This is a genomic window from Dyadobacter flavalbus (assembly GCF_006149045.1).
GTDB classification, from domain to species: Bacteria; Bacteroidota; Bacteroidia; order Cytophagales; family Spirosomataceae; genus Dyadobacter; species Dyadobacter flavalbus.
The window spans coordinates 23902-44484 of record NZ_VBSN01000019.1 but is presented as its reverse complement, the minus strand read 5'-3'; the positions used below and the strand labels follow the sequence as shown (position 1 = coordinate 44484).

The 20583-nt window shown below is 45.5% G+C and carries 19 protein-coding genes; 4 read left to right on the top strand and 15 right to left on the bottom strand.

What is annotated here, in order from left to right; translation table 11 throughout:
• Positions 1–42: 42 nt before the first annotated feature.
• Both FEM33_RS02900 and FEM33_RS02895 read left to right on the top strand, forming a co-directional pair.
• Positions 43–516 carry a sterol desaturase family protein gene (locus FEM33_RS02900; RefSeq protein WP_139010616.1) on the top strand — a complete coding sequence of 158 codons (474 nt, stop codon included), beginning with the start codon at positions 43–45 and terminating at the stop codon, positions 514–516.
• A complete protein-coding gene (locus FEM33_RS02895; RefSeq protein WP_139010615.1) occupies positions 513–1238 on the top strand; it encodes a lycopene cyclase domain-containing protein in 726 nt (241 codons plus the stop codon). Before FEM33_RS02900 ends, FEM33_RS02895 begins: the two co-directional genes overlap by 4 nt.
• Here FEM33_RS02895 and FEM33_RS02890 read toward each other — a convergent pair.
• From FEM33_RS02890 to FEM33_RS02880, 3 genes are all read right to left on the bottom strand, one after another.
• Positions 1215–2354, bottom strand: coding sequence for an NAD(P)/FAD-dependent oxidoreductase (locus FEM33_RS02890; RefSeq protein WP_139010614.1), 1140 nt, complete (start codon positions 2352–2354; stop codon positions 1215–1217). The genes FEM33_RS02895 and FEM33_RS02890 overlap by 24 nt on opposite strands.
• A 325-nt stretch (positions 2355–2679) precedes the next feature.
• A complete protein-coding gene (locus FEM33_RS02885; protein WP_229214057.1) occupies positions 2680–3585 on the bottom strand; it encodes a family 2A encapsulin nanocompartment shell protein in 906 nt (301 codons plus the stop codon).
• Positions 3586–3765: 180 nt separating this feature from the next.
• The gene (locus FEM33_RS02880; protein WP_229214063.1) at positions 3766–4821 is read right to left on the bottom strand and encodes a glycoside hydrolase family 26 protein; all 1056 of its coding nucleotides are present in this window, start codon (positions 4819–4821) and stop codon (positions 3766–3768) included.
• Between the two features lie 250 nt (positions 4822–5071).
• On the opposite strand from FEM33_RS02880, the gene FEM33_RS02875 reads away from it, so the two are divergent.
• Positions 5072–6028 (top strand): EamA family transporter, encoded by a 957-nt coding sequence (locus FEM33_RS02875; RefSeq protein ID WP_139010611.1) that lies wholly within the window; start codon positions 5072–5074, stop codon positions 6026–6028.
• Positions 6029–6071: 43 nt separating this feature from the next.
• Here the strand turns inward: FEM33_RS02875 and FEM33_RS02870 are convergent, their stop codons facing one another.
• The 5 genes from FEM33_RS02870 to FEM33_RS02850 all read right to left on the bottom strand — a co-directional run bounded on the left by FEM33_RS02870 (position 6072) and on the right by FEM33_RS02850 (position 9394).
• Complete coding sequence (locus tag FEM33_RS02870; RefSeq protein WP_229214056.1) at positions 6072–6983, bottom strand: ThuA domain-containing protein; 912 nt, start codon at positions 6981–6983, stop codon at positions 6072–6074.
• 20 nt (positions 6984–7003) lie between these two features.
• Positions 7004–7198 carry a TBP family protein gene (locus FEM33_RS02865; RefSeq protein WP_139010610.1) on the bottom strand — a complete coding sequence of 65 codons (195 nt, stop codon included), beginning with the start codon at positions 7196–7198 and terminating at the stop codon, positions 7004–7006.
• 55 nt (positions 7199–7253) lie between these two features.
• Positions 7254–7946 carry a DUF421 domain-containing protein gene (locus FEM33_RS02860; RefSeq protein ID WP_139010609.1) on the bottom strand — a complete coding sequence of 231 codons (693 nt, stop codon included), beginning with the start codon at positions 7944–7946 and terminating at the stop codon, positions 7254–7256.
• Positions 7947–7958: 12 nt separating this feature from the next.
• The gene (locus FEM33_RS02855) at positions 7959–8654 is read right to left on the bottom strand and encodes a YetF domain-containing protein (RefSeq protein WP_139010608.1); all 696 of its coding nucleotides are present in this window, start codon (positions 8652–8654) and stop codon (positions 7959–7961) included.
• A 290-nt stretch (positions 8655–8944) separates the two neighbouring features.
• Complete coding sequence (locus FEM33_RS02850; RefSeq protein WP_139010607.1) at positions 8945–9394, bottom strand: hypothetical protein; 450 nt, start codon at positions 9392–9394, stop codon at positions 8945–8947.
• A gap of 745 nt (positions 9395–10139) precedes the next feature.
• Here FEM33_RS02850 and FEM33_RS02845 point away from each other — a divergent pair.
• Positions 10140–12239, top strand: coding sequence for an outer membrane protein assembly factor BamB family protein (locus FEM33_RS02845; protein ID WP_229214055.1), 2100 nt, complete (start codon positions 10140–10142; stop codon positions 12237–12239).
• A 36-nt stretch (positions 12240–12275) separates the two neighbouring features.
• Here the strand turns inward: FEM33_RS02845 and FEM33_RS02840 are convergent, their stop codons facing one another.
• The 7 genes from FEM33_RS02840 to FEM33_RS02810 form a co-directional block, all read right to left on the bottom strand.
• Positions 12276–13115, bottom strand: coding sequence for a hypothetical protein (locus tag FEM33_RS02840; RefSeq protein WP_229214054.1), 840 nt, complete (start codon positions 13113–13115; stop codon positions 12276–12278).
• A 433-nt stretch (positions 13116–13548) separates the two neighbouring features.
• Positions 13549–15177, bottom strand: a complete 1629-nt coding sequence (locus FEM33_RS02835) for an alpha-amylase family protein (RefSeq protein WP_139010605.1) — start codon at positions 15175–15177, stop codon at positions 13549–13551.
• A gap of 87 nt (positions 15178–15264) precedes the next feature.
• Positions 15265–15456 (bottom strand): hypothetical protein, encoded by a 192-nt coding sequence (locus FEM33_RS02830; protein WP_139010604.1) that lies wholly within the window; start codon positions 15454–15456, stop codon positions 15265–15267.
• A gap of 15 nt (positions 15457–15471) precedes the next feature.
• Entirely contained in the window at positions 15472–18447 is a 2976-nt protein-coding gene (locus FEM33_RS02825) for a glycosyltransferase family 117 protein (RefSeq protein WP_139010603.1), read from the bottom strand.
• Positions 18448–18857: 410 nt separating this feature from the next.
• Entirely contained in the window at positions 18858–19064 is a 207-nt protein-coding gene (locus FEM33_RS02820) for a hypothetical protein (protein WP_138280573.1), read from the bottom strand.
• Between the two features lie 165 nt (positions 19065–19229).
• A complete protein-coding gene (locus tag FEM33_RS02815; RefSeq protein ID WP_139010602.1) occupies positions 19230–19841 on the bottom strand; it encodes a 2'-5' RNA ligase family protein in 612 nt (203 codons plus the stop codon).
• A gap of 268 nt (positions 19842–20109) precedes the next feature.
• Positions 20110–20520 carry a VOC family protein gene (locus FEM33_RS02810; protein ID WP_138280575.1) on the bottom strand — a complete coding sequence of 137 codons (411 nt, stop codon included), beginning with the start codon at positions 20518–20520 and terminating at the stop codon, positions 20110–20112.
• Between the last annotated feature and the right edge of the window lie 63 nt (positions 20521–20583).

Sequence of the window (20583 nt, the reverse complement as noted above, 5' to 3'; positions counted from 1 at the left end):
CATTTCATTAACAGGCAGCCAACTGCAAACAATTGATATATTATGAATCCCTGGATCGCCAATACACTGATTGTCATTGCCGCATTTGTAGGAATGGAATGCATGGCATGGCTTGCGCATAAGTATTTGATGCACGGTGCTTTATGGTCTTTGCATCACGATCATCACCAAAGAGACGACGGTGATTTTTTCGAGAAAAACGATTATTTCTTTGTGATTTTTGCCACGCCCGGCATCACCTGTCTTTTACTAGGACTTAATACAGAAGCCACTTATCTTTTTTATATCGGGCTGGGGATTACAATTTATGGCTTTACGTATTTTCTAGTACATGATATTTTTATTCATCAGCGTTTCAAAATTTTCCGCAAAACGGATTCCGTTTATCTGAAAGCAATACGGCGGGCGCATAAAATGCATCATAAGCACCTTGGAAAGCATGAGGGCGAATGTTTCGGGATGCTTTGGGTTCCCTTGAAATATTTCCGGGAAGCCAGAAACACGGTGTCCAAATGAATTTCCTGTACCTGATTATTGATCTGTGTGCGATTTCGGTCCCGCTGCTGTTTTCTTTTCATCCCCGAATCGGATTGAACAAAAAATGGCATCTTTTATGGCCGGCTATTCTGATTTCCACCATACCGCTCGTTATATGGGACCGTTTTTTCACGCAGATCGGTATCTGGGGATTTACGCCAAAGTATTTACTGGGAATAAACTTCTTTCATTTGCCTGTTGAAGAAATTCTTTTTTTCATCTGCATTCCTTACGCATGCCTTTTTACCTATTACTGCTTCCGGATTTCTGCCGGAACGGATTACAGGCTGAAATACGAAAACGCCGTCACATGGTTTTTTCTTGGTATTACCGTCATCATGGGCGCTGTATTTTATGACCGTTATTACACGGTTTACACAACTGCAGGCCTTACTATTTTTCTGCTGTTCCTCAAATACGTTGTGAAAGCGAAATGGCTGAGCCTCTTTTATTACTCGCACATGTTCCTGCTGATCCCGTTTTTTATCGTTAACGGCGTTCTGACCGGAACGGGAATTGACGAGCCGGTTGTATGGTATAACGATGCAGAAAATACAGGCCTGAGAATACTGACCATTCCCGTTGAAGATGTTTTTTACGGTATGCTCATGCTGCTGCTGAATACGGGCCTTTTTGAGTTTTTTCTTGAAAAATATACCGTCAGGAAAGCGAAACAGCTAGAAACGGTTCCCATGCGTTAACGAAACCAGCTTGTCTGTCAAAGCGGGACTTTTGCTCAGCAACTTCAATGCAATGTCCGTTAAATTTCTTTTGCCAAACAAGTTCTGAAGATAGTACCCGGCCGTAATCCGGTTCTGAAATGCCTTGTTCCATTCCGATTGATACTGTACCGCCGCATCTTGCAATGATTGTTCTTTCCGGTAAAACCGGATGAGTTCAGTAGCCAGCAGTTTGGAAGCACGCATGCCCATGCTCATGCCGTTTCCGCACAGCGGCGTAATGCAGCCCGCCGCATCGCCAAGCAAAAAAATGCCTTCTGCCTGCGTCTGCTTTTTGCTGAAATTCACATTGCTGATTACGAGCGGCTGCGAAGAAACAAATTGACTATTGACAAAATACGCTTTCAGAAACGGATTCCTGAAAAGCACGTTTTCTTCCATTTTTTTAATGTCCTTGCCATTTTTCAGCAGGTTTTCCGACGTTGTAAGATAGCACAGACAATGCCAGTCACGATCCACTTTGGATATGCCGCAATAGCCGTTCCTGAAATTATGCAGCTCGATGCGGTCCGGTGCAAGGTTTGTTTTTATATGGTATTTGACACCAATATAATTCGCGGTGCCGTCATTCTTTTCCGATTTAACATGCGGATTTATGAATGCAGGCGTGTATTTTCCGTAACTCCCGCAGACGATTTCAGCGGAAAAAATTCCCTTTGAAGTTGCTATGATAAAATTTTCCGGATCATGCTGCTGAACGTCATTGACACGGCAGTTTTGTAAAATCGTTACGCCTTTTTCTGATGCAATCCGGAAAAGATACTGGTCCAGACTATGTCTGCTGATGCCGAAACCGCCCATTCCGAGCTCGTGTTCCAGCATAAAACCCTTTTCAGAACTGATGCCGAGTTTGCTGATGTAAGGAAGTTCAAGCTTTTCAAACGGCAGGCCGAGTTCTGCCAGGAAATCATGGCTTTCCATGGAAATGTACTCACCGCAGACTTTATGAAACGGATACTGGTTTTTTTCAAAAAGTATAACCGAAATATTCCTGACAGCAAGCTGAATGGCAAGGCATAAGCCGGCAAGTCCGCCTCCTATAATGGCACAATCGTACTTTTTAGCTTCTGTTTCCATATACGATTACCTCATGCCTCCCGACTGTTTGCTGAATTTCCTGATAAACCGAAATCTACGTTTCCTGCGAATAAACCTGATCCGCAAAGGCTGTTTCAATAGCTGGAAAATAGCTTGAAGGAATTAGAAAATAAAGATCAGAATTAGAAAATGACGGTTTATGCAGATGGCCGCAATCCGGTTTATACGCATGGTACTCCCGAATCCAGTCTGTTCTTTGTTGTGCCGCATCTGAAAAAACCAGGATGCAAAATAGGCTATTACAGGCAGAAAGAACAGTAAACAGTATAAAAAATCATTCACGAAGCTGCGAAATCAACGTTTTCTATTCATAGTATTGCCCGGTATCCACATTTTCAAGAACGGCTACTGCATCATCGACTGTTACGGCCAGTGAACAATTTACCGATACGAGATAAGATGCCGTTGCTTTGTCATTGATTCCCGTAAACCGAACCGATAATCCGGGCGATTGCTCATCCGGCAGCTCCGGCTGATAAAGACCTACAACGCCCTGCCGGGTTTCCCCTGTCCGGAGCAGCAGTATTTTGGTCAGGCCGTTTTCAACCGGAATTTTATCCGATGGCAGTAAAGGTATTCCGCGCCATGTTAAAAATGTAGCGCCGAACAATGAAACCGTCAGAGGAAGCATATTTCTGCGGGTACATTCCCGGCCGAAAGCAGCAATTGCTTTGGGATGCAGCAAAAAGAACCCCGGCTGTTTCCATACCTTGGTTAAAAGTTCGTCCAGATCGTCCGGTGTCGGAGGCCCTGTTTTGGTGGAAATGGTTTGCGAAGTAGCGACATTGTTCAGCAACCCGAATTCCTGATTATTGATCAGTTCATCTTCCTGACGTTCTCTTACGTATTCAACCGCAAGCCGAAACTGTTCGTTAATCTGGTCAAAAGGCTTGATGTGAAATCCGGAAGCCCCGGCTTGGATGTTTATAACCGTTTCAATGGCTTTCAGTACGTATTCCCGCGGATTTTCATGGTACTCAATAAATGTACGGTGCATATCCTGAGCAGTCCGGCTGTTCTGATCAGACCGGGCGGAATTTATTTCACGTACTTTATTCAATCTGAATACGCCGGTTTCTGCCGGAACCCAGTTTAACAAATGACACAGCCATCGCGGAGAAGCGGTTTCAAACGGAGTAACCGTACGGACCGGTTCAGACAACTGCATGACAGGCATTTCTTCAAGCGTACCGAAGTCAGGATGTAACATATGCATCTTTGGGTTAATTTTTCCGAACAATCCAAGTTAGCATCTTTGTATGACTTTATACCGCCTGTTAAAGTCAACGTTTATCCTGCGGCTTTGTAGAATTTTCAAACGGGCAATAAAGCAATAAGTATCCGTCAGCTCAATGAACGGATACTTGCCATAAGCAACTAATCTGAATACTTACTTATAAATGTTTTTCAGATCCTTTTCAAAAAGGGTGTAAGGATCGTTATAAAATTTCATAAAATCGGCGGCACTGCCCTGCCCGGGAAATGGCGCATAGAAATGCGTCGCACTTCTGGTATCGTTTCGCCAGACAAGCACATAAGCCAGCTTCATTTTTTCGGCGCGCAAGGTTTTTAGCAGCGTTTCAGTCCACCACGTCGGGTTGGGGATTGTTTCAAGGCCGGTTTCTGTGAAAGCTGCCAGCTTTCCGGCTTTTTCAGCATAATCCGAAACGATTTTGAGCTTCTTCAACCCTGCTTCCAGGTTGTATTTTCCGTCTCTTCCGAAATCCGCATAATCATCCATTCCGACCATATCGACCCATTCGTTTCCCGGAAATCTTTCCAGGTATTCTGCTTCTGTATTGAACTTGCAATCAGGCGAAAATGCGTAAATAAAGTTATGCACATGCAGGCTGTCACGGAGATAAGAAACCGTAAATCTCCATACATCGATAAAATCCTCTCTGGAAGTATGGCCTTTTCCCCACCAGAACCAGTCCCCGTCAAATTCGTGATAAGGCCGGAAAATAATTGGCACCAGCTTGTTGTCCCTGCCTTTTACAGAACCTGCAAAATCAGCGATTGTCCTGAGAATCTGCCTGTATTTTTCATGATGCGAACCGCCGGGCCTGATCAGCGCCATGGCAGCAACAGAAACGCTATCCTTCCAGTAGAATCCGCCGCCGGATGCCGGATTGGAAAAGTGCCACGCAGCTGTGGTGACACCGCCGCGATGATACGTATCCACAACATTTTTCCTGAGCACTTCTTTCATTTTGGCAATTTCCTCTTCCGGCCTGTCCGACAATCCACTGAAATCCACTCCGATAACAGCCGGATGCGAGCCGGTGACAGACTTCACATCGGAACGTTCCGCGTCGCCGGACCAGCCGTGCCCGTACTCCGTTGCATGCTGATGACCGAACAGAATGTGTTTTTGAGATAACGATTTCAGATTTTGGTATAAAGCCTTGGTTTCTCTGGTTGCATTTTTATCAACCTGAGCCATGCAAGTGGTCCAGGAAAATAGCACGACGGACAGAAATAACAGATGATTTTTCATTTTCTGGAAATGGAGACAAGTGGCCCGCAAATATTGGAATAAATACGGCTGATCCGGTAAACGGATCCGGTAAATGGTGCCAATTTATTCGTAAATCAAATGGATTACAAAGCTGACCGTTCCGTAAATATCGGCTGCAAAAGCAAATCTTTAACAAAATAATGATTGCATATTTGAGTTTAATTTTGTCAAAATCATGCAAGTTCAAAGTAAAACACCTTCTACCCTGCTCGTTGTACTGGCATTTGCTACCGTTTACATTGTTTGGGGTTCAACCTATTTCTTCATTCAGCGCGCACTTTCGGGCCTGCCGCCTTTTTTCCTGGGTGCATTGCGTTTTATCATTGCCGGACTGCTGATGCTGGGATGGAGTCTGCTGCGGAAAGAAACTGTTTTTTCATGGAAACTGATGAAACCGGCTATTGTAACCGGTTTGCTGCTGCTGTTTGTCGGAAACGGAATTGTGATCTGGGTGGAACAATTTCTGCCAAGTGCAATGGTTGCCATTATGGTTTCCTCTTCGCCATTGTGGTTTATACTGCTCGACAAACCGAAATGGTCGGAAAACCTCAGCAACAAATCCACTATTTTCGGGCTTGTATTTGGTTTTGCCGGCGTAGTATTGTTGTTCAGTGAAAAAATCCTGAGTACGATGTCATCACTCAACAGCTCGCGCGATCTGTTTGCCATGGCATTGGTTGTACTCGGCTCCATGGCCTGGGCGGGAGGTTCCTTGTATTCCAAGTACTATTCTGTTTCTGAATCCGCAACCGTCAATTCAACATGGCAGATGCTGGCAGCCGGAATAGCATTTATTCCGGGATGTGCAGCAACAAATGAATGGAGAAATCTGGATCTGGCTGCTGTTCCGGCAGACGTTTGGCTCGCAACTGCTTATTTGGTTGTATTTGGATCGATTGCCGGTTTCAGTGCGTATGTATGGCTGCTGAAAGTTCAGCCGGCCACGAAAGTAAGTACTTATGCTTATATAAATCCGGTTGTTGCTGTTTTGCTGGGAATATTTTTCGCAGGTGAATCAATTACCATTTTACAGATAATTGGTCTTGCAATTATTCTGGGCAGCGTACTGATGATTAATATTCATAAATACAGAAAGAATTCCGGGGTATTGGCAGTGAAAGGTGAAGGGTGAAATGTTAAAAGTAAGATGCGGAAAGTAAAATGTGGAAGGAGCTTTAATTTACTTTTTTGGACAGATCGTCTAGTTCATTTTGGGTGGGTGTTGCAGAGGGAACTCCGTTTTCCGGGACTTTTATCTTTGCAGTCCATGCAATGGCATTCAGAACCAGCTTTCTGAAGTTGTCATTCTGCCAGTTTTTATGAATATGTCCGCCGGAAAATCCAAAGCCTCTGCCGCCATCCGGACGATCAAACGCCCAGGCAACAGTCTGCGGTTCTTTTTTGTTAATTACCGATTCCCTTACAAAAGCATTGTTGGAATGTGTTCCGTCCGGACGGTTCAGTGTTGATTCCGGCGGCAATGCCTGAAGTATCGGCGTTATGCTTTTCATGTTTTCGGCAAAACGAAGATGATAATACCATTCATCCGTTATCGAAAACGGCTTGATTCCATTGGCAACCGGATGATCAGGAAAAGTTGAAAAACCGGCTTCCCAAACTGGATTTACAGACCAGTCAATTTCAAAAAACCCTCCTATCCAGTTCAAGAAATAATTGCCGGCTTCGCCCTTCGGTACTTCCAGCGCAAAGTGCAGCACAACAAGCCCTGCACCCTTTTTCAGGATATTATCCAGCTCGGCAAGATGCGGAATAACCATATGGTCACCCCCGCCGTCACCGTATAAAACGACGGCATCCGCATCACGGAGTTCAGCAGGATTTTCCGGCCAGCCGTTGTGAACAACTACTGCATGAACGCCGGGCAAACTGTCATTCAACGCCTTGGCCAGCAATGTACTTCCGCCGTTGTGTTCATGTTCGCCTTTTCCGTGACTGTCGGGACCTGCAATGAAAACGATTTTCCTGGCCCCGGAATCTGCCTGCCGGTCCTGTTGCTTCTGCGCAGACGCATAGCCAAAAATCAGCATGGTGTAAACCAGCAACAGGAAGCAGGCTTTTATGGTCATGTTATTTACCGGGCCAGCATTTACTGCAGTGTTACCATATAAGTTCCGTCTTCGCTTTTTACAGGCAACGCAAATTCCAGCTCTTCTTTCTTGTTTACCCGTAAATAATTTTCAACTGCCAGAAGTACTTCATCTTCTGATTCAGCGCCTGTTACCGCAAGTGTTACCCCGGGCTGTACTTTTCCTGACGGATCCTGATTTTCTATGTTCGGCATAATCGTAAATGTTGTTGGATTTATTTCAGATAGCTTTAAAATTATGCCACGCGGTTTATTTCGTTACTGCTTCAACCCAGTTTGTATCATTGCAATGACTGCACGGCTTGTTTGTCTCAAAAGATGAAGGTTCCTTGTGCCCGCACTTGTAACAAACTATTGCTTCCGGGTCTTTTTTCATTTTTGCCAGCAATTCTTTTTCCCAGGTGGGAAGCACGGCTAAACCCGATACTTCTTCTTCGTTTTTCAGTAATGAAAATGACCCGTTTGCTTCGATGTAAAAACGCCTGACTTCTCCGAGATGCCTGATATTCATATGTCTGAGCTGGGCAAATACGCGTTCGCGGGAGATGTTGGAATTTGAAAAATTCTTCAGTATCATTTCAGAATCCTCGACCAGAATACTGATTCTTCCTTGCGTCATTGCTTCAAACTTTTCACTTTTTGCAGAACCACTCGCTATAAAACGCTGTATATTGACGACCGCAATGGCAACAACCACTGCCGGCAAAAGTCCGCGGTCAGGCGAATGAATAGGAACCCCGATGGCCGCCGCCATTGCCACCATAGCCACCAGATCACTGGCGCCCAGCTGCGAAGCCATGCGTTTGCCCATCATTCGGATGGATGTTAAAAGTATCAAATAGACAACTGCTGTCCGCAGAATTACTTCAATGTAAAATATCCCCGGTGCCTCTCCGACAAATATCCGGTGCCAGTCCTGAATTGAAATCTGATCCAATGCCATTTTTTCTCTTTATTAATATTCTGTGGATGCCTGAACCCATTTTGACTCACCGCAGTTGGGGCAGGCTGCGTTTGTGTCCTGTATTTTTTCTACATTTCCGCAGTTTGTACAAGCCTTCCCATCCGCTTTATGTTCTTCACTGACTTTCTGGATATGCTTGTCGGAAGCTGGAAAAATAGTGAGGCCGGGCATCACTTCAGAGAAAGTGTAGATACTGAAAATTCCGCATGCTTCCAGATAAACACGTTCTACTTTTCCCAGGTTGTAGATTTTTTCATTTCGAAGTGCGGCGTAAAGCTGTTGACGTGAAACCCTTTCACTTTCCAGCGTATCCACCTGAATAATGCCGTCCTTGACCAGTGTAGTTGCCCTGCCCTGAACAAGCAGTTCAAAATTGCGGTTTTTAACCCCCCAGAAATTCACACCTCTGTGAAACAAAAGAGCCAGGATCAAAATGAACAATCCCTGCAGCAAACCTCTGTCGGGAACTTCCATCGGAGCTGATACAATGGCCCCGAGTGTGATCATGACCGCCATTTCCATAATGGTGAGCTGGCCACTCATGCGTTTTCCCATTAATCTGGCAACAATCTGCAGCATTAAGTACATAAAGATGGTCCTTCCAAGTACTTCCAGAAGAAACATGGCAGGTGCTTCCCCGAACAAAATACGTTTCCAGTCATCAAGAAATATTAGTTCTTTTCTCATAAACGTCGGTTGATTTTATACTATAACAAGTCATTTCAAACAATCCCAATTGTAGAAAATGCGCCTAGTGTCGTGACCTTATTATTCCTGTGCCAAATTCCGGAGATTTTACCCGGCTTGTATTTTTTTTCTGATCAATGAATTCATTGGTTACAAGTATTTGCCCGCAAATCTGCTGAACGGAAAATTCAGAGAAACTGCGGCAGATAATAAACAGCATTTAAACAAGAAATGCCCGCCATAAATGGCGGGCATTTAGTACTCCGGTTAGCTTTGGACTGAACCCGGAATTATTTTGGTGTCGTCGTAGTTGCAGGCGTCGATGATCCCGGAACAGTAGACGGAGATGTTACAGTGCTGCCCGGATTTGTGGACGGACTTGTAGTTCCCGGAGTTGTTGACGGCTGGGTAGTAGAGCTGTTAGGAACGCTGCCCGGCTGTGTTGAACTTCCAGGGATTGTGCTGGATGGCTGTGTTGTACTTCCAGGTACTGTTGATGGCGATGTTGTGCTGCCCGGAACAGTTGTTGACTGTGTTGAACCTGGCAAAGTAGAGGGTTGTGTAGTACTTCCCGGAACTGTTTTTGGCTGGGTCGTACTTCCTGTTGTGCTAGATGATGACTGCGTAGTACTTCCTTGCGTCGTTGACGATGGCGAAGAAGACGGAGTGGACGTTTGCGCATACGCACCAGCTGATGCAAATAGAGCTAATGCTATGATATTCAACTTTAAAGCTTTCATGACGTTTTGTTTTGTGATTAATCAATTACAGTTATAAACTTGATTGAATAACAAAAACAATCATACCAAACAGGCCTCAGACAGGAAAAAGGGGCTATAAGACTGATTAAACGGGTTTATACTTCAATTTTCCTGAATTTATTGTCCCCAATATGCCGCAATTTGAGCGTATAATGCCCCTATTTTCTAAAAAATACAACACTTTGCAGTTTAACATGAAATACTTGTATACTATTTGGCATTTAATTTCACGTACAAAATAATATTCGAATTTTAATTAATATTTTAAACAATTATATTATATACCCAAAGTTCAACAACATATTTATTCTGTATACATCCTTGCTGCCTGCGCTTTAACAATCTCCTGAATGACTGTTTTTCTTCTTTAACGGTTACCATACAGCTGTTCTCGGCCCGAGATCAGCTATTGCTTATGGCATTTTACGGCATTCACCTTTTTCGTAACAAATTGTTTTGAACCGTACCATTTTCTTAATCATCTGTAAGAAGTCTGGTTTGCAGGAAAACTGCGCCTGCTGTAAAAAAGCAGTTTGATAGCAGCGAACTGCCGGAATATGTCCGGAAAATAGTAAAACAGGATAAGTAATTTCTTTTATAAACATCTAGTTCTCATTAACCTGCACAATCTATCCGTGAAGTTGAACTTCATCTTTTTATGATTGAAACCGGCAAACTTCAGAAGCAGTTTATAATTAAAAATTTCGTCCTGGCTCCTGCTATAATGGCTTTCATCGCACTGGTTGCTTATCAGACCAGAAATGATGACCGTTCGTGGAGCATTTATAAAGCAGATGCCGAAAGCACAAGCTACTCCGCCCTGGATCAGATCAATACTTCCAACGTAAGCAAGCTTGTTCCCGCATGGACGTTCGAAATGAAAGATATGAAAGACGGCTCCCGTTCCGGAAGCAGCGAATGCAACCCGATTATTGTGGACGGCGTCATGTATGCAACCTCGGCAAAACACTGGGCATATGCCGTGGATGCGGAAACCGGAAAGCTGATCTGGTCTTTTGATCCTTTCGACGGTGCAGAAGGCGGCGGGGTTAGCAGAGGCGTAACTTACTGGGAAGACGGCAGCGATAAAAGAATTCTGTTTACCGGCGGTGACGTGCTTTTTGCGCTGGATGCCCGTACGGGAAAACCGGTTCAGGAATTTGGCAAATCAGGAAAAGTAAGCATGAATATCGGGCTGCGGGACGATCCTGAAACGATTTCCGTGATTCCTACTTCGCCGGGTATCGTATACAAGGACCTGCTGATTATGGGTGCGGAAGTTTCTGAACTTTATGGTGCGCAGCCGGGCTATATCCGTGCCTACAACTGCCGGAACGGGAAACTGGAATGGACTTTTCATACCATCCCTTTGCCGGGCGAGCCCGGTTATGAAACCTGGCCGCCGGATGCATACAAATATGCAGGCGGTGTAAATGACTGGGCCGGCATGAGCCTCGACATCAAACGGGGAATCGTGTTTCTGGCATTGGGATCTCCTTCTTACGACTTCTACGGTGCCGACCGGAAGGGAAAAAACCTGTATGGAAACAGCGTTGTTGCACTGGATGCAGCAACCGGCAAATACATCTGGCATTATCAGCTTGTGCACCATGATTTGTGGGATTACGACCTGCCGGCGCCTCCTAATCTGGTGACGGTACAAAGAAACGGCGAAGCTGTTGATGCCGTAGCCCAGATTACCAAACACGGTTTTGTCTTTGTTTTTAACCGTGAAAACGGCGAACCGCTTTTTCCGATTGAAGAACGGAAGGTTCCGGCTTCCACCATTCCCGGTGAGGCGTCTTGGCCAACGCAGCCCTTTCCTGTTTTGCCAAAGCCATTTGCCCGACAGTTTATGACCGAAAAAGACCTGACGCATTATTCGGATGCGGGAAATGATTCCATTGTAAAAAAATTCCGGTCCATGCGTTACGAAGGTCTTTTTACTCCGCCCGACCTCAAAGGAACGCTGATGCTTCCCGGAACGCGCGGAGGTGCAGAATGGGGCGGCGCAGCTTATGATCCGTCCAGCAGCGTGCTTTTTGTCAAATCCAATGACTCGCCTGAAATCCAGACCATTGTAAAAGTCGATGCCGAAAAGGAAGCAAAAGACCAGACGGTTTTTGATCAGGGCAAAAGCATTTACATGACTTACTGCGTGGCATGTCACGGCAAGGATAAAAATGGCGATGAACCGACTTACCCGTCTTTGATCGGCCTGAAAAACCGTATGACGAGAGAAGCTGCGCTGGATAAGATTAAAAAAGGAGGCGGCAAAATGCCTGCTTTCGCCAGTGTCGTCAAAGGCAAGGAAAAAGGGATTATTGCATTCCTGTATGATAAAGAACAGAATTCAGGCAAGGTTACCAAAACGGAAACGGGTCAGACAAAAGCAGGCGCAGACAAATATTTAAACCTGACTGCCTACGGACATTTCCGCGACCCGGACGGGAATCCGGCATTGCGGCCGCCGTGGGGAACACTCAGCGCCATTAACCTGACAAGCGGCGAATTCGAATGGCAAGTTCCGCTCGGGAACAATGAACGGCTGCATGAAGAAGGCACACCGGAAACGGGGCAGGAAGGCTCTGCCGGCCCGATTGTAACGGCAGGAGGCTTGGTTTTCATCAGCGGCACCAATGACAGAAAGCTGCGGGCATTTGATAAGAAAACGGGAAAATTGCTCTGGCAAACGCTGCTTCCGGGCGTCGCCAATGCCACTGCCTGTACGTATATGACGCATGGCAAGCAGTACGTGGCACTTTCTGTTGGCGGAAGCAAAGTAAATCCATCGGGTTATATTATGTCTTTCAAACTTCCCTGATCCCGGAAGTCAGTTAAACAGGAAATCGAAAAAGCCTTACTGCTCGGGAAGCGAAACGGTAACATGCCACATATCTCCGGAATTGGTTACTTTGTCCGTTCCCCATATTCCCGACCCGCCGTCTGTACGCAGGAATACACCGAAGACAAGGTTACTGATTGCAGAACCGTTCACGACAATGCTTCCGCATGCAGCTCCGCTTTCACAGTTGCCGTTGATCAGAGTTCTGGTATGCAGGATTTTTGTTCCTGTAAGGTCGAGTTCCAATTGATCGTTACCCGAAATTTTTACGAGTTCCAGGCCCGGAGTCTGTAATTCCAGTTCAGTGGAAAATCCCAAATGTTTGCTGGAAAAATTGGTGGTAGCCCCCAGTCCTACCAATGACAAAACCGGATTGTTTACCGGACGGCTGAAATGAAGCCGGAGTTTACCATAATAATACCGGCTGGTGTCCGCAGTGGATGCTGCTTTTGCAAGTAACGGCTTGGCCGACAGAAAAACCTGAAGACCTGCATTGGTATAAAGGCTGATTCCCTGTCCGGCCGGACCTTCCGGATGTGAAGTGAAGATTTTCCTTGCGGAGTCGCTGTAATAATAGCTGTTATTGACAACCTGTATGCCTCTGACGTGATTTGATGCTGCTCCGGACAATGCTCCGAAAGTCATTCCGGTAATATGCTGCGGAACGGTTATAAATTGCTGGTCGTCAAAGCTGAATGTAAGCGTAAGAGCAGCTTGCGGCTTGTAAAAGTATATTCCTTCGTCACGGCTTCCGTCTTTATTGCTAAAAAAACCAAGTGTCTGCGGAATGGAAGTCGGACCTTTGGGAATGGGCGGCTCGTAACTGTTGAAAGTCCCGTCCTGCACAAATTCCATTGTATTCTGTGCAAGGAGCGGTGTTATATTTAAAATAAACAAGCATACAAGAATGACCGGCACCAGAATATTCAATAACCTTGGACTGCACGTATTTGCAATACTTGCAGGAAACTGTTCAGCATTTACTTTTTGAGCCAACATTACTGTACACCGTATAAATGATCGTATGAAGTAAACCGGAACAATCCAGTGACGGATTTTCCTTTAGACGAATCATTTCCAGTTGGTCACATTACAACTCAAAATATTTTTACTGATGCGGTTTTACGAAAATCGCTTTATCAGAAACGCATTCCGGAAAGTGTAGCTTTCTTTTGAAACAGCATTGTTTTTAATCCAGACAGCCTAAAAAACACTGACCCGGACAAGCATTTCGCAATGCATTTCCGGATCAGTATGTATCGGTTAAAGGCTTGAAAAAGCAGCCCGATCAATCCAGAAATGCACGGAACCAGCGATAACCGTAAGCTTCCAGCGTAATGGTATGCCTGCCGTTCACGTCGGTTACGCTTTCAATGTTGTTCATCGCATCGATCAGTCTGCCTGTTCCGGCAATTTTTTCCGGCACGATCAGTTCCATGGATTTTTCATGAAAGTTATGCCATATGAACAGCACCTTGTCTTTCCACGTATAACGCATGCCAAGTACTTCCTTAAAGCCGGTATCCAGGATTTCCCAGCTTCCGTAGCCGATTTCCGGGCACTCCTTGCGCAGCCTGATCATGGAAGTCATCCAGTTGAGCAGTGAGCCCGGTTCGCGCCGCTGGTTTTCGACATTTACGTGTTCATAAGCATAATAACCTTCTTCAACGACCGGATGAACGAGTTTTTCAGCTTTGGAAAATCCGGCCTGATTTTCGCCTGTCCACTGCATCGGCGTCCGGACGGAATCTCTTTCTTTCAGTTCCAGATTATCGCCCATTCCGATTTCGTCGCCGTAACGGATAACGGGCGTTCCGGGCAGTGAAAACATCAGGCTGTAAGCGAGTTCAGTTTGCTGACGGTTGCCAAGCATGGGCGAAAGTCTGCGCCTTATGCCTCTGTCATACAACTGCATGTTTTTCTCAGGACCAAACCTTTCAAATACTTTCTGTCTTTCTTCTTCAGTGAGCCGCCCCAGATCCAGTTCGTCATGATTACGAAGAAAATGTGCCCACTGACTGGTCGGAGCTATTTCCTTTGTGGCTTCCAGTGCCTTGATCAGCGGACGGGTATCGCACGTTGCCAGTGCATAAAATGTATACTGATTTACAAAGAAATTGAACATCAGGTGAATACCGTTTCCGTCTTCACCAAAGTACAGCTTGCTTTCATCAGGAAGTACATTGGCTTCACCGAGCAAAACGGCATCTCCTCTTCTCCATTGCAGAAAACGGCGCATTTCCTTCAGATACTCAAAATGCATGTGCGGCTCTTTTTTACCTGTTTCCCGGGATTCCAGAATAAACGGCACTGCATCCACACGGAAACCGGCGATGCCCAGTTCCAGCCAGTAGCCCATAATCCGACATATTTCTTCCCGGACTTCGGGGTTATCTGTATTCAGATCAGGTTGGAAATTATAGAATCGGTGAAAATAATACGATTTGGTTTGCTTGTCTAACGTCCAGGTTGTCTTCTGCACGCCGGGAAAAACCATTCCCTTGTTCCAGTCTGCCGGTTTTTTATCCGACCATACATACCAGTTGCGTTTCGGGTTCTCTTTTGAAGATCTTGCTTCCTGAAACCATTTATGCTGATCGGAAGTATGGTTAACGACAAGGTCAATTATTACTTTGATACCCAGTTTCCGCGCTTTGTGAATGAAATCCACAAAATCGCCGCTTGATCCGTGCCTTGGGTCCACACCGTAAAAATCACTGATGTCGTAGCCATTGTCACGGTTGGGCGTAGGCTGGAAAGGAGCAAGCCAGATGGTATCCAGCCCAAGCGCATGCAGATAATCCAGACGGTTGCCAAGTCCTTCAAAATCTCCGGTACCGTCGCCGTTTCCGTCCATAAAGGTTTCCAGATCGAGGCTGTAAATCACTGCATTTTTATACCAGAGGTCTTCCAACATAACGTAAAAAAGGTTGTTTATCAGCAATGAGGCTAAAAAAGCAGTGCCATTACATATGCCGGATATGCCGGTTGCCTGTATGCGGTTTCACGGTTCATTTACATATTCCCAGGTTAAAATATCTGTGCTGTTGTGCGTTACAGGCTCTACGGCGTATATTTCAATAAACATTTTAATTTCAGAATCGTATTCGCCTTCCAGCCATGCATCATCGTCCTTTCTCCTGAATCGGACCAGAGAGCCGTTCTCCGGCATTGCATTTTCTTCCATTTGTATCATTTCAAATCCGGTTTTTCAGTTTTCGCCGCTGTACATACTGAATGCGGCAAGATGGTTTTTAAAGATGGCTTCGTACTTGTCTGCAAATGCATTTTGCCCGGCTTTCCGGCTTTCCTGAACAACAGTCTGAAGAACGTAAAGGTCCCCGTTTACGTCCCGGTTCCGCTGCCTGCCGTTTTTCTTTGCCCAGGAAAGGTTTTCATCCGCGCGCATTGCCATTGTACCGGCCGAATCCAGCGCTTTTTTATTTTCACCTACATCAAAGAGCATGCCTACAAAACCGGCAGAAAACTGATCGTACGGAATCGTATCGTCAGGCATTACCGTAAGTGCTTTGTTCAGAACGTTCCTGGCTTCTTTTAAACGGTCCTCGGCAATCAGCTGCTGCGCAAGCCGGAGAAACGCAATGCGGGCAGTAGCCACGGGCGCTCCCAGGTAGGTATCGTCATAGTAAATTCCAGGATTGTTCATGCCGCGCCAGTACATTTTGTCCATCACATTTTTGTACATGACATCTGCATTGACGTAGCCGTCGGCTGCACCTTCCACACGGACCGGGAGCAGCCGGTACGCATACCCTTCGAGCTGCATGAACTCCTGAAGGCCGAGGTTGCCGGAAGCACCCATTGTAGAGGAAAAATAAACGGGTCGTTTCCAGTTGTTGGTGGCAATAATGTCCAGCATAACGAGATCATTTTTATAAAGGTTACGGTTTCCGATGTTCCAGCTTATGGAATCGCTCAAAAAAGGGATCAGCTCGTTTTTCACGATATGCATCTTTTTGATCTCATTGCTGTCAACAGGCAGAAAAAGTCTGGAAGAAGGCAGAACCGCAGTCATGTCCCCGCTTGTAAGCGGAACCTGAATCGCCTTGTTTTCCTGTTTGATCAGTTCCAGATATTCTTTCAGATTGATGCCGCTTTTAACCGAAGGGATTTCATAAAAAGGTATGAAATCGTTTTTTCCGCTTGCATAATTGTCCGGACTCAGGGAAAAAGGCAATGCATCCGATTGGTTGATCTTGCGCATCAATTGCTGAATATACCAGTCGGCTCCGAGGAAAGTCTGCACACAAACCCTTACATCCGTTCTGAAACCTTCCACTTCCTGTACATACCATAGCGGAAATGTATCATTGTCGCCACCTGTAAACAGAATGGCGTTCGGCGCACAGGAATTCAAAATATTTCTTGCAAAATCTACCGAATGGAAGCGGTTGCTGCGGTCGTGATTGTCCCATCCTTTTGCAACCATGATGACTGGTACGGACAAACCCAGCGATGCTGCCAACACCGTACGGACATTTTCCGGATGAACGAATTTTCTCAGCCCTTCGGCGGCGGCAATGACCCCGCAGCCGATCCAGATGCAGAAAACGTAAAATGAACCGACGTAAATGTAATCCCTTTCGCGCGGCTCCGAAGGCGGCGAGTTCAGGTAGAAAACCAGTGCAACACCGGTCAGTACAAAAATCAGTGCCGTCACCAGCAGATCGCGCCTGCTGCGTGCATACATGAACATAATTCCGGCAACGCCCAGTAAAAACGGCAGCATGTAAAAGTTGTTATGACCGCGGTTTCCGGTAATGGATGTAGGGATTTTTTTTGCAAAACTCCACGGCTCCAAAGTCCCTGCGCCTTCCTTGTCACTTTCACGTCCGACGAAATTCCACATAAAATAGCGCCAGTACATATGTCCGAACTGATGCCTAAACATAAACGACAGATTATGCATCATGGTTGGTTTCTGGCCGGGTGCCAGTCCCGTTATTTGCTGATAAAGTTCCGGATGACCGGGCTGTGAACTGTACATGCGTGGCAGAAGCATGTTGGCAGAAGGCTCGTATTCGTAAACCGGACGGTAATCGCTGATCACATATTTCCCATCTTTCCTGCTGTAAACCGGCGCCCCCCGTTTCTGGCTTACGGGCTGGGAAACGAAAGCAGGGCCGTAAAGCAGCGGCCTGCTTTCATATTGCTCCCTTTTCAGGTACGACACAAACCGCAGCACATCGCTCGGATTATTTTCATTGATCGGCGGATTGTACTCCGATCTTACCAGAACCACCATGTACGAACCGTAGCCGATCAGAATGAATGCAAGCGACAACAGCGCGGTATTTAGCAGTACTTTTTCCCGAAAATGCGAATAGCGGATTCCCCAGGCCAGCAAACTGAAAAACAGTATAATGAAAAACGTTACACCGGAGCGGTAAGGCAAGCCGAGTGAATTGACAAAGAAAATCTCGAATTTGCCTGCCAGTTCCGGCAGTCCGGGAATAATACCGGAATTAATGACGGCAAGAACCAAAAGACCGGCCAGAAATGCCATTGTACCTCCGAAAATGCCTGGGGCGGGGTATTTTTTAAAATAATAAACCAGCGCGAGCGCAGGAATTGCAACAAGGTTCAGCAGATGAACGCCGATGGAAATGCCTACAAGATATGCAATCAGAATGAGCCAGCGGTTTTCCGTAGCAGGTTCGGCAATTTGTTCCCATTTGAATGCAGCCCAGATAACCACGGATGTAAAGAACGAAGACATGCCGTACACTTCCGCTTCGGTAGCCGAATACCAGAATGAATCCGACCAGGTGAATGCCAGCGAGCCGATCATGCCGGAAGCAATGACAAGTACCGAATCCGTAAGCGTGAATTCCGTTTCTTTCTTGCCGATCAGTTTCGCTGCGAGGATAGTAATCGTTTGAAACAGGAAGAAAATGGTAAATGCGCTGCTCAGCACGGAAACCATGTTGATCCAGTAAGCCACATTGGTAAGATCGCCAAATGCCAGTAAGGAAAATATCCTTCCGATAAGCAGGAAAAAAGGTGCGCCCGGCGGATGAGGAACCTGCAGCTTGAATGCACAGGCAATAAACTCGCCGCAATCCCAGAAACTGGCTGTCGGTTCCACGGTCATCACGTAAGTAACAAGCGCAATGGCGAATGCAGCCCAGGCGGCCGTGTTGTTCCACTTTTTAAAACGGGTCATATCAGAGATGGATGATGGTGAAATAGTGCATCAAAACTATTCACACGGCTCCGATCCGCAGACAGGACAAATCTTAAAAAAAGTTAAGCAAATAATTGAGCAGAAGCGATTTAACTTAATTTAACAAACCTGTTTTGTATCAGCGTTCCCATTTTGTCCGTCATTGATTTTTTTAAAAGAACCCGGAAAAATTCTCAGAAGTCCGGAGTTGAAGGCAATTCCGGAAATATGTAAAAAAAGAAAGACGAAGCTTGAAACAACGTACAGCCGCCTGACCGAATATGCAGTTTGGACGGCTATACGAAGTTCAATTCAAACTGTTTCAGCAAAGGCATTTTGCGCCTGCATGGCAGTTGTACATCATCAAGAAATAAAGGAGGGAAGTAAAAAAGTGTTTTTCAATCGGCAGGTTACTTTTCAGAATTGTCCTGAGACTTTTTTTTGGATCTTTTCACATCTCCGGGCGTGAATTCTCCATTTATCCATCTTACAAAATTTTTGGACTGGACCTGATAAACCTGGGCGGATAAAGGTTTAAGATCCGAATCCTGAATTTCCTTAAGGTAATCAGCAAGCAGTCTGTTGATTTCCTGTAAATATTGACTTTGCGTTCTCATGAGGGTGATTAAGTAAATTTTTTTGAGTAAAGAGTTACGCAGCCGTCTGATAGCCCGGTTGTTGTAACCTGCTGCAATAATAATTTAATGATTTTGATCCGTACTTCTTTTTGGGGTGAGGCTCCCTATTTTATGGGTGTAACATTAATTGGATGGGGGCAGCAATTATGTCGGATTACTGTAAGATGTATCTGCATCCTTAGCAGACTTTGTAGAAGGATTAAGATGGTATTTGTAGATCGTTTTCCATTGACTTTGGTCATGCTGCATCAGGTGAAATTCACTGACCGGAAAGCTTGCTTGAAATGGCTTGTTTTCATACGCTGCCCAGGCTTTTATAAAAAACTCCGGCGTCAGGTCGCGGTAAGCAATCGTGATGTGAGGTGAAAATTCCTTTTCGGTATGCGATACTTTTATCTCTGGAAATGTGCCTGAAAACGCTTGCAGGATCTGTTTCTGCAAACTGCTTAAATCCGGATTTGCAACCGGTTTTACGTAAATGACGGGCCTTGCCGAACCAGAGAAACTTCCGAATCCGTCCAATGCAACGGAGAATGGCTGAACATCAATTTGCAGTGCATCAAACCAGTTTACAACCTTGGTATGGTCCTCACCGACAGTCTGAAAAGGTGCTTTCAGCGTAATATGCGGTATATTTCTCAATGCCTTGCTGCTCTGAAACCGTCCGGCCATGTCGTGCTGAAATTCCCTGATCTGTTCATTAATTTTTTCCGGAGGAATAACTGCAATCAGATAACGGTTCAGAATACGAGCCATACGGATTCGGGTTTCAGCTTTTTTTGAATGAAGTAAGTGAAACGAAAACCGTGCCGGAAGATGCTGTGGACTCGTACTGGTTTTTGAAAAAGATTTCCGGAACGGGTTTTCATATAAAAGCAAAATCCTGCGCCGGTTTTCAGCAAAGCAGGATTTCTCTTTTACAATCCGGAATTTAAATTTTTAAAGGATCAAAAACATTAAAATCCTGACACAACAAAGCGAATTTCATTGACGAATTTATTCTAGTCTTGAAAAGAAAGTAAGTTTAAGCTTCTTCTGGAACTGCACTCGTTTCCATCCACATCACTTCCCACAAATGTCCGTCCAGATCCTGATAGCCGTGCCCGTACATATACGGATAGTCCTGCGGTTCGCTCGGCACCGTCGCGCCGGCATCCACGGCTTTCCGGACCATTAAATCCACATCTTCGCGGCTGTCGGCCGAAAGGCATAAAATGACTTCGGAGGTTTTGGTTGCGTCTGCAATTTCCTTTTTGGTGAACGTTTTATAAAACGGCTCAACAAGCAGCATCACATAAATATCTTCGCTGATGATCATACACGTTGCTTTTTCATCCGTAAACTGCGCGTTGAACGTATAACCAAGCTTTGTAAAAAAATCAACGGACCTGTTCAGATCCTTAACCGGCAGATTGACAAAAATTTTAGTAGCCATTGTCTTGATTAAGTTTAGTGATTACACAAACTTACACGTTGCCCGAACAATTCAGGTTGTGCA

Excerpts from the sequence above, each read along its gene's own strand:
- FEM33_RS02870 (WP_229214056.1), bottom strand. The coding sequence starts at position 6,983 with ATGACCATAAAAGCCTGCTTCCTGTTGCTGGTTTACACCATGCTGATT.
- FEM33_RS02820 (WP_138280573.1), bottom strand. The coding sequence starts at position 19,064 with ATGAGAACGCAAAGTCAATATTTACAGGAAATCAACAGACTGCTTGCT.
- FEM33_RS02865 (WP_139010610.1), bottom strand. The coding sequence starts at position 7,198 with ATGCCGAACATAGAAAATCAGGATCCGTCAGGAAAAGTACAGCCCGGG.
- FEM33_RS02880 (WP_229214063.1), bottom strand. The coding sequence starts at position 4,821 with ATGGCTCAGGTTGATAAAAATGCAACCAGAGAAACCAAGGCTTTATAC.
- FEM33_RS02895 (WP_139010615.1), top strand. The coding sequence starts at position 513 with ATGAATTTCCTGTACCTGATTATTGATCTGTGTGCGATTTCGGTCCCG.
- FEM33_RS02815 (WP_139010602.1), bottom strand. The coding sequence starts at position 19,841 with ATGGCTCGTATTCTGAACCGTTATCTGATTGCAGTTATTCCTCCGGAA.
- FEM33_RS02875 (WP_139010611.1), top strand. The coding sequence starts at position 5,072 with ATGCAAGTTCAAAGTAAAACACCTTCTACCCTGCTCGTTGTACTGGCA.
- FEM33_RS02850 (WP_139010607.1), bottom strand. The coding sequence starts at position 9,394 with ATGAAAGCTTTAAAGTTGAATATCATAGCATTAGCTCTATTTGCATCA.
- FEM33_RS02835 (WP_139010605.1), bottom strand. The coding sequence starts at position 15,177 with ATGTTGGAAGACCTCTGGTATAAAAATGCAGTGATTTACAGCCTCGAT.
- FEM33_RS02845 (WP_229214055.1), top strand. The coding sequence starts at position 10,140 with ATGGCTTTCATCGCACTGGTTGCTTATCAGACCAGAAATGATGACCGT.
- FEM33_RS02890 (WP_139010614.1), bottom strand. The coding sequence starts at position 2,354 with ATGGAAACAGAAGCTAAAAAGTACGATTGTGCCATTATAGGAGGCGGA.
- FEM33_RS02860 (WP_139010609.1), bottom strand. The coding sequence starts at position 7,946 with ATGGCATTGGATCAGATTTCAATTCAGGACTGGCACCGGATATTTGTC.
- FEM33_RS02840 (WP_229214054.1), bottom strand. The coding sequence starts at position 13,115 with ATGGAATTTGTGCAGGACGGGACTTTCAACAGTTACGAGCCGCCCATT.
- FEM33_RS02810 (WP_138280575.1), bottom strand. The coding sequence starts at position 20,520 with ATGGCTACTAAAATTTTTGTCAATCTGCCGGTTAAGGATCTGAACAGG.
- FEM33_RS02825 (WP_139010603.1), bottom strand. The coding sequence starts at position 18,447 with ATGACCCGTTTTAAAAAGTGGAACAACACGGCCGCCTGGGCTGCATTC.
- FEM33_RS02885 (WP_229214057.1), bottom strand. The coding sequence starts at position 3,585 with ATGTTACATCCTGACTTCGGTACGCTTGAAGAAATGCCTGTCATGCAG.
- FEM33_RS02830 (WP_139010604.1), bottom strand. The coding sequence starts at position 15,456 with ATGATACAAATGGAAGAAAATGCAATGCCGGAGAACGGCTCTCTGGTC.
- FEM33_RS02855 (WP_139010608.1), bottom strand. The coding sequence starts at position 8,654 with ATGAGAAAAGAACTAATATTTCTTGATGACTGGAAACGTATTTTGTTC.
- FEM33_RS02900 (WP_139010616.1), top strand. The coding sequence starts at position 43 with ATGAATCCCTGGATCGCCAATACACTGATTGTCATTGCCGCATTTGTA.